The sequence below is a fragment of the Rhizobium sp. NRK18 genome (genome assembly GCF_024385575.1).
GTDB lineage: Bacteria > Pseudomonadota > Alphaproteobacteria > Rhizobiales > Rhizobiaceae > JANFMV01.
Genome location: NZ_JANFMV010000001.1, coordinates 2,890,337 through 2,903,461 on the forward strand (window position 1 = coordinate 2,890,337; position 13,125 = coordinate 2,903,461).

The following is a 13,125-nucleotide window of genomic DNA, read 5'->3' on the forward strand; positions in this document are numbered from 1 at the left end:
CAGCGATTGCCCATATTTTTATCCGAATTTCCACCAAAACCAGGTCAAATTACCGCAATCAGCACCATGACCTGTGCTTCTAGATACGTGAAAATTCAGCGTTGTGGGATTTCGATACTGATGATCCGCGAAAATCAAATATCACTATTCTTGGAGATCGCCAATTATTATTTCTTGTAATTTTAAATCATAATTTCTCGCCGGCGGCGGCGAATACTTTCGTGTGTATTAATCGCATTTGGCTAAAGAAAGGCAATGTAATCGATTAATGCGCGTCGTCTTTCTCGAGATCGTCCCGTACCGACACACTGTGAAGCGGGTAACCGGCCTTGTGCGCCGCCTTGGCGAGAAGATGTGCCGAGATCGGCGCCGTCAGGATGAAGAAGACAAATCCGGCCAGTGCGCGCTCGAAGGTGGCGATGTCACCCGAATGCAGGCCGACCGCCAGGAACATCAGGCCCGAGCCGACCGTGCCGGTCTTCGAGGCCGCATGCATGCGGGTATAGACGTCCGGCAGGCGGATGAGACCGATCGAGGCGGTCAGCGTGAAGAAGACGCCGCCAAGGATGATCAGCGAAATGACGATGGCAAAGACAAGCTCCATGGGTCAGCCCTCCTCGGTGCGCACCGCGACCGGTGCGTCGGGATGATCATCCTCGCTTTCGCTCTCGACCATGCTGTTGCGCGACAGGATGAAGCGGGCGAAGGCGACGGTCGCAAGAAAGCCGACGAGGCCGAGCGAGATGGCGATATCGATGTAGAGCGTGAAGCCGGTCTTGATGGCGATCACGCAGATGAAGCCCATGGCGGTCGCCACGAGCATGTCGAGCGCCACCACCCGGTCCGGCAGGGTCGGGCCGCGGATCACCCGGTAGACGGTGATGAGGAAGGACACCGCCAGAAGGACAAGGGCGATTTCCGTGCTGACATAGATGATGTTTTCGGGCGTGATCACCGGAATGCCTCCATGATCTTGCGTTCGAAGCCGTCGGCGATCGAGCGGACCGTGCCTTCCGGATCCGAGCAGTCGACCGCGTGGACGTAGAGCGTCTTGCGGTCTTCCGAGACATCGACGGACAGCGTGCCCGGGGTCAGGGTGATCATGTTGGCCAGCAGCACGATCTCGAAGTCGCGATCGACGGTCAGGGGAAAGGCGAAAATGCCGGGCTTCAGGTTCATGTCGCGGCGCAGCACCAGCCGGGCGACGCCCCAGGCCGACAGCGCCAGTTCCTTGAGGAACAGGATAAGCAGCGACAGGACGTTGCGCCCGCGCATGAAATAGCCGGCGCCGCCGATCTGTTCACGCACGACGCCGAGCGCTAGCAGCGCCAGAACGAAGCCGAAGCCGAGATTGAGCAGCGAGGCGTTGCCGGTGACGGAAACCCAGATCAGCGCCAGGATGAGATTGATCACGAACAGACGCATGTCACGCACCTCCCGCCGGGAAGACCGAGTGCAGATAGGCCTGCGGGTTCAGGACACCATCGGCGGCGATCTGCGCCAGACGGATGATGCCGTCCGGGAAGATGCCGAAGAACACGACCAGCGCGAAGAGCGCGATCATCGGCAGCCACATGCCGGCTGGCAGCGAGACGGGCGGCGCCTCTTCCTCGCGGTCCATGGCCGGGCGCCAGTAGGCGATCAGGAACATGCGGCCGAGCGCGATGGTGGTCAGGAAGCCGCTCACCAGAATGGCCGCGGCGAGCCACCACGAGCCGGTCTTCATCGAGGCTTCGACCAGCATGATCTTCGGCCACAGGCCGGAGAACGGCGGCAGGCCGGAGGCCGCGAAAACCAGCGACAGCGACAGGCCGGCAAACCACGGACTGGTCGCATAGATGCCGCCGAGCCCGGTCATGGAGAAGCTGCCGCCGATGCGCGCGGCGGCACCGGCCATCAGGTAGAGCGCCGTCATCAGGACGATCGAATGCAGCGCATAGACGATGGCGCCGGAGAGGCCGGCCTGAGTGCCGATCGCCACACCGGCCATCATCGAACCGATGCCGGAGATGACGAGATAGCCGAACATGCGGCGCAGGTCGCTCTGGGCCATGGCGCCGAGAGCGCCAAGCACCATGGTGAGTGCGGCGGAGACGGCCAGCACGCCCGACAGGCCGGCAAGCCCCATCGGCAGCAGCATGACCATGACGCGGATCAGCGCGTAGACGCCGACCTTGGTCAGCAGGCCGGCAAACAGCGCCGATACGACGATGCGCGGCGTGTGGTAGGAGGCCGGCAGCCAGAAGTTCACCGGGAAGGCAGCGGCCTTCATGCCGAAGGCGAGAATAAAAAGGGCCGAGAGCGTGAAGAGCGGGGCGCCGTCGATGCCCGCCCTCGCCTTTTCGGCGATATCGGCCATGTTGAGCGTGCCGAAGATCGAATAGAGATAGCCGACGGCGATCAGGAACAGCGTCGTGCCGATCAGGTTCAGCACGGCATATTTCATGGCGCCGTCGATCTGTTCGCGCTCGGAGCCGAGGATCAGCAGGCCGAAGGACGAGATCAGCAGCACTTCGAACCAGACATAGAGGTTGAAGATGTCGCCCGTCAGGAAGGCCCCGGTGACGCCGGCGAGCAGCAGCATGAGGAACGGATAGAAGCCGTAGCGGCGGCCGCTGTCATTGATGTCGTGCAACGCATAGACCGAGCCGCAGAGCGCGACGATGGCGGCCGTCAGCGCCATCAGCGCTCCGAACACATCGACGGTAAACGCGATGCCAAAGGGCGGCAGCCAGCGGCCCATGACCATGGTGACCGGGCCGTTCTGAACCACCTGCGCCAACAGGAGCGCGTCCATCAGCACGACGACGGCAAAGCCGGGAATGGCGACGAGCGGCTGCAGGTGCATGCGGCCGCGCATCATCAGGAGGATGGCGCCAAGCGCGATGCAGAGCGCAACCGGCAGGATGACGAGCCAGTGCGCGGTCGGTACCGGCTCCATGACCCAGGCAAGCGAGAGATCGACGGTCGGGGTGTGTGACGTTGCAGCCATGAGGTTTCAGCGTTCCACTTCAGTATCCGGCCGGGGGCGGTTCGGGATGTTCGGGTTCGGCGACGCGCATGTTGTCGGTGTCGTCGGTGCCAAGGTCCTGGAAGGCGCGATAGGTCAGCACCATCAGGAAGGCGAAGAAGGAGAAGGAAATCACGATCGCCGTCAGGATCAGCGCCTGCGGCAACGGATTGGCCGTGGTCGAGGGCAGCGTGTCCATCGTATCGGAAATGATCGGCGGCACTTCGCGCGTCAGCCGTCCCGAGGTGAACAGGAGCAGGTTGACCGCATTGCCGAGGATGGCGATGCCGAGCATGACACGGACGATGCGCTTCGAGAGCATCAGGTAGATGGCGGCGGCGAAGAACAGGCCGACGAGTACGGAAAACAGCGCTTCCATCAGTCGCTATCCCTTTCTTCGAGCGCCAGCGCGATCGAGGTGATCGAGCCGACGACGACGAGGTAGACGCCCGTATCGAAGGCCGTCACCGTCGACAGCGGCACCTCGACGCCGAAGATCGACGGATAGATCCAGAGCGCCGTCATGAAGGGCACGTCCGGGAACAGCGACAGCAGGCCGGCGCAGCAGGAGAGCAGCAGCCCGGCGGCGGCGATCGTGATCGGATGAAAGCGGATCGCCCGGCGCACCGTCGCGACACCGCAGGCAATGCCGTAGATCGCCAGGGCGGAGGCAGCGATCAGCCCGCCGATGAAGCCGCCACCCGGCTCGTTGTGTCCGCGCAGCAGAACGAAGACCGAGAACAGCAGCATGAGGCTGGTCAGGAACGGCGCGGCGGTGCGGAAGATGACGGTGTTCATGGACGGGCGGCCTCCGCCGGCTTGTCGGGCGTGTTGTCGGCGATTGGCCGGCGTCCGGCCACGCGGATGCGGATCAGCGCCAGGATGGCGAGACCGGTGATCGTCACCACGGCGATCTCACCCAGCGTATCCGTGCCGCGGAAGTCGACGATGATAACGTTCACGACGTTCTTGCCATGCGCAACGGTCTTGGAGAACTCGTTGAAGAAGCGGGTCAGCGATGCATCGAAGGAGACTTCCGTCGCCTTCAGAAGCAGCATGCCGAAGCCGAGGCCGCAGGCCGCCGCGATGGTGCCGTCGATGATCTTTTCGCGCGTCGGGCGATGATCGCTCGGCGACAGGCGGAGCCTTGTCATCACCAGCGCCAGAATGACGACCGACAGCGTCTCGACCATGAACTGGGTGAACGACAGGTCGGGCGCACCGAACAGCAGGAAGATGACGGCGACGGCAAAGCCCTGGATGCCGAGCGAGACGATGGCCGTCAGGCGGTTCTTGGCGCCAAGCACGGCGAGAAGACCGACGATGGCGATGAAGATGATCGCCCATTCGTGGAACATCACGTCTTCCGGCGGCAGCGGGAAGGACGGCAGTTCGCCGAAGACGAAGGGCGGCACAAGGAGAACGAGGGCCACGGCGATGAAGGTCACCGTCATGTAGACGTCGAGCTTGCCGGACTGGATGAAGCGCGTGACGCGGTAGGCAAAGGCGGCGAGCCCGGAGATGAAGCCGTCGAACCATGTGTCGGGGCCATCGCCGAGCGCGGTAAACATCGCCTCCAGGCCGGCGCGGGCGCGGTCATAGGCCAGATAGATGGCGACAGCGAGCGCGATGGTGATGCCGGACAGCGCCAGCGGCAGGCCGACATGCGGGATCAGCGAGACGTAGATGTCGACCGGTTCGCCGGCGACGGCCGAGGCCATGGGCGACGAGATGGCATGATGGAAGGCGCCGGAGAAGATGGCCGCCAGCAGGCCGGTTGCGGCGAGAACCACCGGGCCGGCGATCAGCAGGATCGGGCCTTCATGCGCGTGCTTGGGGGTTTCCACCTTGGGGCCGAGGAAGGGTTTCAGGGCCACGGCGAAGGCGATCGCGAACATCAGCGCATTGCCGATGATGGCGACGACGGTGATGAAGATCGACCACGGATCGCCGGCGGCGATGCCGGCATAGATCTCTTCCTTGGCGAGGAAGCCGACGAAGGGCGGCAGGCCGCCCATGGAAAAGGCTGCGGCAAGAGCGGCGGCAAACGTGACCGGCATCGCCTTGGCGAGGCCCGACAGCCGGGTGATGTCGCGCGTGCCGGATTCGTGATCGACGACGCCAGCGACCATGAACAGGCAGCCCTTGAACATGGAATGGGCAAGCAGATAGAGGACCGCCGCCTCGATCGCCTTTTCCGTTCCGAAACCGGTCAGCATGACCAGAAGCCCGAGCGAGGAGACGGTGGTGTAGGCGAGCATCAGCTTGAGGTCGGTCTGGCGGACGGCGAGTAGCGTGCCGATGATCAGCGTCGCGCCGCCGAAGAGCGGCAACACGGTTTCCCAGAGAGCTGTTTCGCCGAGCACCGGATTGAGGCGCATCAGCAGGTAGACGCCGGCCTTCACCATGGTGGCGGAATGCAGGTAGGCGGACACCGGCGTCGGCGCCTCCATGGCGTTCGGCAGCCAGAAGTGGAACGGCACCTGCGCCGACTTGGTGAACGCCCCGCCGAGAATGAGGACGAAGACGGCGAGATAGAGCGGGCTTTCGCGCAGGAGATCATGGCTTGCCAGCACGTCAGACAATTGCGTGGCGCCCGTCAGGTTCCAGATCAGCAGCAGGCCGGCGAGCAGCATCAGCCCGCCGCCGCCGGTGACGACCAGCGCCTGCAGCGCCGCCCGGCGCGAGGCTTCGCGGCCGTGATCGAAACCGATCAGCAGGAAGGAAGTGATCGAGGTCAGCTCCCAGTAGACGAACAGCGTCAGCAGGCTGTCGGAGACGACGAGGCCGAGCATCGCGCCCATGAACATGAGGATGAACGAAAAGAAGCGGCCCTGCTGGAGATGGCCCTTCATGTAACCACCGGAATAGAGCACGATCAGCGTGCCGATGCCGGTGATCAGTAGCGCGAAGGTCGCCGACAGACCGTCGATCATCCAGGAAAAGCGGATGCCGTAGCTCGAGATCCAGTCGTAGCCGCCGGTCACCGTGCCGCCGGTCGACACGGTATCGAGCATGGAAAGGAAATGCCAGAAGGCGAGCGCCGGAAGAATGGCCAGAAGCCAGGCTGCCTTTTCGGCAAGCAGACGCGTGAGGATGGGGGCAGCAAGGGCGCCGATAAACGGCAGGCACAAGACCACAAATGTCAGCGCATCGGCACCGGCGTTCATGCCGTCTCCTTCTTCTTGTCATTCGCAAGGCGGCTTACGGCCGGGACCCCGATCCCACTTAAGATAAACAAACCCCCGTCTCAAGAGGCGGGTGTCAAAAAGATGACCGGCTTCAACGGTTGAATATGCGGGATCTGACGAAGGCGAAGGCGAAGGACGCAAAATAGCGCAGGCAGGGAAGAGGCCGATTCCGTATCACGCGCGCATAGGAGATCGGCCATCCCGGCCCGGCCGGGGTCTGGCTGGTCTTGACCGGATGATAAAGCATTCCTTCGATCGGAAACGATCCGATCTCCGGCCGGTACCGCATGGTTCCGAAGGGCTCCTGTCCGCGCGGCAGATTGCAGTCGAGATAATGGCGGTTGCGGCGGCCGGCAGGAGCCCATTCGCCACTGCCGCCGATATCGGCGAGGCTGAAACCGGCCCTGACCACCGCTGTCGGCACTACAATTTCATAATGTCCGGACCAGCCGCGCGCCACCGCATCGGCAACCGCATTGAGTGCACCCGGGCTGAACCTCGCCAGCCAGAAATGCGCCACCACCTGAGCGGCGGCGGCGATCTCCTCTCCGGGCGTTTCAAGCGTTCGGCGCCAGTACCAGCGGTGCACGTCGCGGCGGCGCCGGACGGAACAGGCCAGAAGGTCGCTGTCGTCTTCATCCATGGCATCGAAAAACCGGGTCCAGTCGCCGCGATAGACCACGTCGTATTCGATGAACCAGTAGTGGCGATAGCCCGGAAACCTGTGCGAGAAGGCAATGAAGCGGAGATGGCCGCTGCCCGGCACGATCTCGTCGGCGATGACCTTCGCCGCCATCTGCCGCAATTCAGCGAAATCAAAGCGGCTGGCAAACGGCAGCAAATGCTCCGGGACGACGGCATCGGGTTCCGTGACGATGAAGACATCGCGGCCGCCGGCAAGGCAGGCGCGGCGCAGACTGTCGAACCGGGCGACAACCTCTTCGTCAAACCGATGCGCGATGAAGGCGACGGCAGTCCTTCCCGTCGCGGAAATGCGGGGCGCCACAGGCGGCTCCGGATGCGTGTCGGCTTGCGATATCATGTGGTCCGGCGAGATCTTCGACCCGGGATGACAGGCTGTTGCGTCAAATCATACTCGCGCGAATGTGTAGGGTGTGGTGCTTGCCTGGAGAAAGGCCGAACATTATTTCTAGCGTCCCGGGCGGACCTCAAAGTTCCATTTCTGGGTCTGCCGCACGACGTCTTGACGCTGACTGGCGTTAAGGTGTCGATGCCGGGTCCGTCCCCGCCAACAACAGGAGTCCCAGCATGTCTGAAACGGTTCGCCCCAAGGTCACCAAGAGCGATGCGGAATGGCGCGAGGACCTTTCGCCGGAGCAGTACCGCATCCTGCGCCAGGCCGGCACCGAGCGGGCATTCACCGGCCCGTTCTGGAACAGCCACGAGAAGGGCCTCTACCGCTGTGCCGGCTGCAACGAGCCGCTGTTCTACTCCGACACGAAGTTCGATTCCGGCTGCGGCTGGCCGAGCTATTTCGAGCCGGTGAGCGAGGATGCGGTGATCGAACTGCGCGACACGTCGCACGGCATGGTGCGCACGGAAATCCGCTGCGCCACCTGCAACGGCCATCTCGGCCACGTCTTCCCCGACGGCCCGCCGCCGACGGGCCTGCGCTACTGCATCAACGGCCATTCGATGACGTTCGAGCCGGAAGGCGCGAAGTAGGCCGCAAGACAAGACGCCGGCGTCCAGCGACGCCGGCAGCCGTATGGCGTTTCGATTCGTGGCCTCCGTCTCAGCTCATTCGGCCCGAAGGTCCGGATGCCCCGCGAGATGCTCGACGAGGAAAGCGACGAAGCTTTTCACCTTCATGGCGATGTGGCGGTTGGCGGGATAGACGGCGTGGATCGGTATCGTCGCGACCGACCAGTCCGGCAGGACGGGGACAAGCCTGCCCGAGCGGATCTCAGGCCCGACGACAAAGGCCGGGGCCAGCATGATGCCGGCGCCGGCAACGGCCGCGACAACGAGGCTGCGGCTGTCATTGCACTCCATCTTCGGCAGCAGCGGCACGCGCAGACTTGCGTCCCCCTTATGGAACTGCCAGACCCTGCCCCAGCGCAATCTCGAAAAATTCAGGCAGGCGTGCCGGATCAGATCATCGGGTCTTTCGGGCGCCCCGAAGCGTTGCAGATACGCCGGCGATGCGCAGGCGATCATCGGCGAGGCGCCGATCTGCCGGGTCACGATGTTCGGCTCCACTGACACCGTGCCGCGAATGGCGAGATCGAAATTGCCTTCGATCAGATTGACCACGTCGAGCGAGAGGTCGAGATCGATGGACAGCCCGGGATTGAGCTTCAGGAATTCGGCGATGGCCGGAGCGATGTGATCCGGCCCGAGATCTGGCGCCGCCGATATGCGCATGCGACCGACCGCTTCGTGCTGGAAGGAACCGGCGGCGCGTTCAGCCTCGCGGATCTGCGGCAGCACACCCTGCAATGCATCGCGATAGGCCGTGCCGGCCTCTGTCAACTTGACTGCGCGCGTTGTGCGCTGGAGCAGGCGGGTACCGAGCCGCTTCTCCAGAGCCTGGATCTGCGCGCTGACGGTCGCCCTGGACATTTCGAGCTCCTCTGCCGCCTGCGAGAAGCTGAGACTTTGCGCGACGTTGAGGAAGGCGGCAATGCCGGCAAAGGGATCGAGTGTTTTCATGTCCGCTTATCCAAACAGTGATGCGCGATGATCGATCTTATCATCGCTGGCGAGTTTGGGTAGAAGATACCCATTCCAACGATGACGGCCGGCATCGGCGGATGCGGACCGGACCGCAGCAAGCCGGACTCTCTCCGATCACATCAGCGCGCGCCGCCATAGGCGGACGCCATCAGCAAAGGTTATCACCATGTCCGAGAACGGCCGTTGGTTCATGAACGCATATCTGAAAATCCTGCTTGCGCAGTCCGAAAACGCCGCAGGGATCTCGATCATCGAGCACGACATGCTCGGCGGTTTCTTCGTACCGCCGCACGTCCACCACACCGAAGACGAAACCTTCTACATGCTGGAGGGCCAGGTCCGGTTCATGATGGAGGGCGACATCGTCGAACGCGTCGCCGGCCAGTCCCTGCATGTCCCAGGCGGCAAACGACACGCCCTCAAGGTGCTGTCCCCCCGGGCGCGCTTCCTGACGGTCACCAACGGAAACTTCGAATCCATGGTGCGCGCTTTCTCCGTGCCGGCAACGCATCCGGGCATGCCACCCCAGGTGCCAATGACGACGGAGGACCAGCAGAAACTCGCCATGCTCTGCAATCGCAACGGCATCGAATTCGTCGGACCACCGATCGACTGACGGAGACACAGGCGGGAATTGTGATGGTTGCGCCCGCGCCGATGCGGATCGCAACCATCACTCCGGAAGCCAGAAGGGAAAAACTGCGCAACGAGGTGCCGAACATGACGGTGAATGAAAATGACCTTTGGAACTCTCTGCCGTTTGGCCGCATGCGGCGATGGCTTGAGAGCGCGCTCCATGCGGAGAGTCCGCACAGGCGCCGTCGGCAGCTGCATGTACGCTGTCACCGGCGCGACGGCGCGCTGTTCGTCAACGATGAATATGTCATACGCGGCGTGGCCGGCCGCCTGCTTCGCCACTTCCTCTGCGCCTATGCCGAGAACGGCACGACGGAGTTCTTCAATCGAGATGTCAGGCGCCAGCAATCGCTGTTGCTGCCGGCAGACAAGGACAATCTGGAAGCGCGCCTGATCCTTCTCGAAAGGAGGCTGGCCCAGAAGCAACTGCCGGTTCGCGTGGCCCGCCGGAACCGTGGCTGCATCAGCCTGACGGTCGACGAACCGTCCCGGCTGAGGATAACCGACGTTGCCTGACGCCACCAAAAAACTGGACGAACGCGTTTTGCTCTGTCACAAGCCGCGTCGGGACGCGACCGCCGTTAAATTGAGAACGGGGTCGGGCTGCTGATTGACGTCAGGCGGCTGCCGCGAGACCACGCCGGCCGTCCTGAATGCGCTCTTCAGCGCGTGTCATCCCGAACGAGGGCAAGCCGATGCTTCCATGGATCCAGCTCGATTCCGCCAAGATACCCGGAGACGGCGGCGAATTGCGCCTGAAGCAGCGCGGCCGGGAATTCTCGATCATGCTCGGCGCCAACGAGCTGATGAACAGCCGGCTGAGCGGTTCGGAAGAGGCTCTGGCGACGCTTTCCTGGGAGAAGATCAAGGGCCGGCCAAAAGCGAAAATCCTGATCGGCGGGCTCGGCATGGGGTTTACGCTGCGCGCGGCGCTGGCCGTGCTGCCGGCGGATGCGGAAGTTACCGTTGCCGAACTGGTGCCGGCCGTCGTCGCCTGGGCCAAGGGTCCGATGGCGGAGGTGTTTGACGGCTGTCTCGACGATCCGCGCGTCACCATCCACGAAGGCGATGTCGGCGAACTGATCCGCCGCTCGACCAACGGCTTCGATGCCATCCTGCTCGACGTCGACAACGGGCCGGACGGGCTGACGCGAACGTCGAACGACCGGCTCTACGATCACGGCGGGCTGAATGCGGCACGCGAGGCCTTGCGAGCGGGCGGCGTGCTGGCGGTGTGGTCGTCGGGACCGGATGCGGCCTTTACCCGCCGGCTGCAGCAGGGCGGCTTTTCAGCTTCTGCCGTCAATGTCCGCGCCAATGCCAAGCGTGGCGGTGCGCGGCATGTGATCTGGCTGGCGGTCAAGCGCTGACGGCCGGGCCGCTCAGAGCACCTTTTCCATGCAATAGAGATCCAGCCAGCGGCCGAATTTCTGGCCGACTTCGGTAAACCGTCCGACGCCGCGGAAGCCGAGTGTCTCGTGCAGGCGGATGGAGGCCTGGTTTTCCGCCTCGATCGCCGCGATCATCACATGCTTGCCTTGAGCGGCGGCGCGGCGGATCAGCTCTTCCATCAGCATACGGCCGATGCCGCCGCCGCGGGCGTCCTTGTCGACATAGACGGAATGCTCGACCGTGTGGCGGTAGCCGTCGAAGGCGCGCCAGTCGCCATAGGAGGCATAGCCCGCCACCCTGCCCGCCCGTTCGGCGACCAGAACCGGATAGCCCTGCTTCAGGCGGGCGTCGAACCATGCCTTGCGGTTGTCGAGATCGACGAGGACCTCGTTCCAGATGGCGGTGGTGTGCTCGACGGCGTGATTGTAGATGTCGCGGATGGCGGCGAGATCCGCCTCGACGGCGTCTCGAATGATCAAAGGCTCGCTCAAGGCGGTTGCTCCGGGAATCAGAATGGCTCGGGGCCGGACTGGATCACACTACGGGCTGGACCGAAAGACAGGCAACCACCGCCGAGTAATGAACCGCCGCCGCCGTGACCACAAAACCGTGCCAGATGGCATTCTGGAAGCGCAGCTTTTCCCAGACGTGGAAGATCACGCCGAGCGAATAGATGACGCCGCCGATAACGATCAGAAGCAGCGAGGCGAAGGGGATGTGACTGGCGATCGGCCCGGCGACCACGACGCCGGCCCAGCCCATGGCGAGATAAAGAACGATGGCGAGGCGATCGTAGCGGCCCGGAAAGGCGCATTTGAGCACGATGCCGCCGATCGCCGCGAGCCAGATGCCGATCAGCACGGCGAGAATATAGGGGTCGCTGGCGCCGCGCTGCAGGAAGGGCGTGTAGGTGGCGGCAATGAGGATGAAGATCGAGGAATGGTCGAAGCGGCGCAGGATCCATTTCGTGCGCGAGACCGGCCAGATGTTGTAGGTGAAGGATATCGACAGGGTGAGGACAAGGCCGATGCCGTAGATCCAGGCGGCGGCGAGATCGCCGCTGCTGGCCCAGACGGTGGCATAGAAGATCAGCGCCGTCGCGCCAACGAGGGCGAACACGATGCCGACGCCATGAACGATGGCGTCCGCTATGATCTCTATTCTGTCATAAGGCCAGGGAATACCCTTGAATTCGGCCATGCATCATCCTCGCGAAGTCACGCGGAAGGTGACATCGCGGCCGGATTATCGCAAGGGCGCGGCGATCAAAAAAAGCGACAGTCGGCGCGACATTGTGAAGCCGCCCCGCACTCGGGACGGCGCTTGCTTTTCCTCAAAGGCTCGCTTTCCGTCAAAGACTGGCCGCGCAGGTCTTGCAGAACGGTGTATAGGGCACCGCCTCGAGGCGCTCGGGCGAAATCGGATCGCCGCATTTCACGCAGGTGCCGAATGTGCCGGCCTTGATGCGCGACAGTGCGGCGTCGATCGCCTTCAGCTCCGCCTGGCCGGTGCTGCCGAACTCCTCCAGAACCTCATCGTTCTCGCTTTCGGTCGCCCGCTCCTCGCTGTCGGCGGGGCGCTGCTTGCCGAGATCGCTGTCGATCTTCTGCAGGCGCGCATTGATCTCGTCGCGGCGCGCCTTGAGGATCGGTTCATACGTGTCAATCAGGTTCATCGGATTTCAATTCCTCCCGTTATCGGTCGACCAGAACCGAGCATTTGGAATGCCGGACGACGCGGTCGGCCGTCGCGCCGATCAGATAGTTCGACAGATCGGGCTTGTGCGAGGCGACGATGATGAGGTCGGCGTTGTTCTCGTTGGCAAGCGCGATGATTTCGCGAGCGGCCGGACCGCGGCGAATGAAGGTGCGGGCGTTGATGCCGGTCTTCTGCTTGAGGGTCGCCAGGCGGTCCATCGCCTCCTTGCCGGCCTTCTCGATCAGATCGGTCGGCAGGTCGATCGCCAGATAGCCGGGCACCTCCTCCACCACGTTGACCAGAATGATCTCGCCGCCGTCATCCAGCAGCGTCGAGGCTTTCGTCAGGATGCGCTCTCCCTTGTCGAGGGCTCCGACGTCGACGGGAACGATGATTGTCTTGTACATGGCTAACCTCCCTGAATTGGGCTGCTGTTATCAGAATATAGGGGAAGTTTTGACCTTCGCCATGGCCGCCGCATTGATCAGGATCAAGAAC

General features: G+C 63.2%; 17 protein-coding genes. 4 read left to right on the forward strand and 13 right to left on the reverse strand.

All coding sequences use genetic code 11. The annotated features are described in order from the left end of the window. Positions 1-265: 265 nt before the first annotated feature. The 8 genes from mnhG to NN662_RS13655 all read right to left on the reverse strand — a co-directional run bounded on the left by mnhG (position 266) and on the right by NN662_RS13655 (position 7,243). Complete coding sequence (gene mnhG, locus NN662_RS13620; protein ID WP_261930781.1) at positions 266-604, reverse strand: monovalent cation/H(+) antiporter subunit G; 339 nt, start codon at positions 602-604, stop codon at positions 266-268. A 3-nt stretch (positions 605-607) separates the two neighbouring features. After that, entirely contained in the window at positions 608-952 is a 345-nt protein-coding gene (locus NN662_RS13625; RefSeq protein ID WP_261931972.1) for a cation:proton antiporter, read from the reverse strand. Continuing rightward, positions 952-1,425 carry a Na+/H+ antiporter subunit E gene (locus tag NN662_RS13630; protein ID WP_261930782.1) on the reverse strand — a complete coding sequence of 158 codons (474 nt, stop codon included), beginning with the start codon at positions 1,423-1,425 and terminating at the stop codon, positions 952-954. Before NN662_RS13630 ends, NN662_RS13625 begins: the two co-directional genes overlap by 1 nt. Before the next feature lies 1 nt (position 1,426). Then, entirely contained in the window at positions 1,427-2,992 is a 1,566-nt protein-coding gene (locus tag NN662_RS13635) for a Na+/H+ antiporter subunit D (protein WP_261930783.1), read from the reverse strand. Positions 2,993-3,011: 19 nt separating this feature from the next. After that, the gene (locus NN662_RS13640; protein ID WP_261930784.1) at positions 3,012-3,389 is read right to left on the reverse strand and encodes a Na+/H+ antiporter subunit C; all 378 of its coding nucleotides are present in this window, start codon (positions 3,387-3,389) and stop codon (positions 3,012-3,014) included. Beyond that, positions 3,389-3,808: a Na+/H+ antiporter subunit B gene (locus NN662_RS13645; protein WP_261930785.1), complete on the reverse strand. Its 420-nt coding sequence runs from the start codon at positions 3,806-3,808 to the stop codon at positions 3,389-3,391. The genes NN662_RS13640 and NN662_RS13645 overlap by 1 nt, the downstream gene beginning before the upstream one ends. Continuing rightward, positions 3,805-6,180: a putative monovalent cation/H+ antiporter subunit A gene (locus NN662_RS13650; protein WP_261930786.1), complete on the reverse strand. Its 2,376-nt coding sequence runs from the start codon at positions 6,178-6,180 to the stop codon at positions 3,805-3,807. The genes NN662_RS13645 and NN662_RS13650 overlap by 4 nt, the downstream gene beginning before the upstream one ends. Positions 6,181-6,292: 112 nt before the next feature. Further along, complete coding sequence (locus NN662_RS13655) at positions 6,293-7,243, reverse strand: DUF3405 domain-containing protein (RefSeq protein ID WP_261930787.1); 951 nt, start codon at positions 7,241-7,243, stop codon at positions 6,293-6,295. Between the two features lie 227 nt (positions 7,244-7,470). Here NN662_RS13655 and msrB point away from each other — a divergent pair, with 227 nt between their 5' ends. Further along, complete coding sequence (msrB, locus tag NN662_RS13660) at positions 7,471-7,887, forward strand: peptide-methionine (R)-S-oxide reductase MsrB (protein ID WP_261930788.1); 417 nt, start codon at positions 7,471-7,473, stop codon at positions 7,885-7,887. Positions 7,888-7,962: 75 nt separating this feature from the next. Here msrB and NN662_RS13665 read toward each other — a convergent pair whose 3' ends face one another. Then, positions 7,963-8,877 (reverse strand): LysR family transcriptional regulator, encoded by a 915-nt coding sequence (locus NN662_RS13665; protein ID WP_261930789.1) that lies wholly within the window; start codon positions 8,875-8,877, stop codon positions 7,963-7,965. Between the two features lie 190 nt (positions 8,878-9,067). Between NN662_RS13665 and NN662_RS13670 the strand changes: the two genes are divergently transcribed. The 3 genes from NN662_RS13670 (at position 9,068) to NN662_RS13680 (ending at position 10,907) form a co-directional block, all read left to right on the forward strand. Further along, a complete protein-coding gene (locus NN662_RS13670) occupies positions 9,068-9,517 on the forward strand; it encodes a cupin domain-containing protein (RefSeq protein ID WP_261930790.1) in 450 nt (149 codons plus the stop codon). 23 nt (positions 9,518-9,540) lie between these two features. Beyond that, positions 9,541-10,053, forward strand: coding sequence for a hypothetical protein (locus NN662_RS13675; protein WP_261930791.1), 513 nt, complete (start codon positions 9,541-9,543; stop codon positions 10,051-10,053). Positions 10,054-10,232: 179 nt separating this feature from the next. Next, a complete protein-coding gene (locus NN662_RS13680; protein WP_261931973.1) occupies positions 10,233-10,907 on the forward strand; it encodes a spermidine synthase in 675 nt (224 codons plus the stop codon). A 12-nt stretch (positions 10,908-10,919) separates the two neighbouring features. Here the strand turns inward: NN662_RS13680 and NN662_RS13685 are convergent, their stop codons facing one another. From NN662_RS13685 to NN662_RS13700, 4 genes are all read right to left on the reverse strand, one after another. Continuing rightward, positions 10,920-11,420: an N-acetyltransferase family protein gene (locus NN662_RS13685; RefSeq protein WP_315972598.1), complete on the reverse strand. Its 501-nt coding sequence runs from the start codon at positions 11,418-11,420 to the stop codon at positions 10,920-10,922. 43 nt (positions 11,421-11,463) lie between these two features. Further along, entirely contained in the window at positions 11,464-12,129 is a 666-nt protein-coding gene (gene trhA / locus NN662_RS13690; RefSeq protein WP_261930792.1) for a PAQR family membrane homeostasis protein TrhA, read from the reverse strand. Positions 12,130-12,280: 151 nt separating this feature from the next. After that, entirely contained in the window at positions 12,281-12,604 is a 324-nt protein-coding gene (locus tag NN662_RS13695; protein ID WP_261930793.1) for a TraR/DksA family transcriptional regulator, read from the reverse strand. Between the two features lie 19 nt (positions 12,605-12,623). After that, the gene (locus NN662_RS13700) at positions 12,624-13,034 is read right to left on the reverse strand and encodes a universal stress protein (RefSeq protein ID WP_261930794.1); all 411 of its coding nucleotides are present in this window, start codon (positions 13,032-13,034) and stop codon (positions 12,624-12,626) included. Between the last annotated feature and the right edge of the window lie 91 nt (positions 13,035-13,125).

Coding starts and splice junctions, on each gene's coding strand:
- NN662_RS13680 (WP_261931973.1), top strand. CDS start 10,233: ATGCTTCCATGGATCCAGCTCGATTCCGCCAAGATACCCGGAGACGGC.
- trhA (WP_261930792.1), bottom strand. CDS start 12,129: ATGGCCGAATTCAAGGGTATTCCCTGGCCTTATGACAGAATAGAGATC.
- NN662_RS13670 (WP_261930790.1), top strand. CDS start 9,068: ATGTCCGAGAACGGCCGTTGGTTCATGAACGCATATCTGAAAATCCTG.
- NN662_RS13645 (WP_261930785.1), bottom strand. CDS start 3,808: ATGAACACCGTCATCTTCCGCACCGCCGCGCCGTTCCTGACCAGCCTC.
- mnhG (WP_261930781.1), bottom strand. CDS start 604: ATGGAGCTTGTCTTTGCCATCGTCATTTCGCTGATCATCCTTGGCGGC.
- NN662_RS13675 (WP_261930791.1), top strand. CDS start 9,541: ATGGTTGCGCCCGCGCCGATGCGGATCGCAACCATCACTCCGGAAGCC.
- NN662_RS13655 (WP_261930787.1), bottom strand. CDS start 7,243: ATGATATCGCAAGCCGACACGCATCCGGAGCCGCCTGTGGCGCCCCGC.
- NN662_RS13640 (WP_261930784.1), bottom strand. CDS start 3,389: ATGGAAGCGCTGTTTTCCGTACTCGTCGGCCTGTTCTTCGCCGCCGCC.
- NN662_RS13700 (WP_261930794.1), bottom strand. CDS start 13,034: ATGTACAAGACAATCATCGTTCCCGTCGACGTCGGAGCCCTCGACAAG.
- NN662_RS13630 (WP_261930782.1), bottom strand. CDS start 1,425: ATGCGTCTGTTCGTGATCAATCTCATCCTGGCGCTGATCTGGGTTTCC.
- NN662_RS13635 (WP_261930783.1), bottom strand. CDS start 2,992: ATGGCTGCAACGTCACACACCCCGACCGTCGATCTCTCGCTTGCCTGG.
- NN662_RS13695 (WP_261930793.1), bottom strand. CDS start 12,604: ATGAACCTGATTGACACGTATGAACCGATCCTCAAGGCGCGCCGCGAC.
- NN662_RS13665 (WP_261930789.1), bottom strand. CDS start 8,877: ATGAAAACACTCGATCCCTTTGCCGGCATTGCCGCCTTCCTCAACGTC.
- NN662_RS13650 (WP_261930786.1), bottom strand. CDS start 6,180: ATGAACGCCGGTGCCGATGCGCTGACATTTGTGGTCTTGTGCCTGCCG.
- msrB (WP_261930788.1), top strand. CDS start 7,471: ATGTCTGAAACGGTTCGCCCCAAGGTCACCAAGAGCGATGCGGAATGG.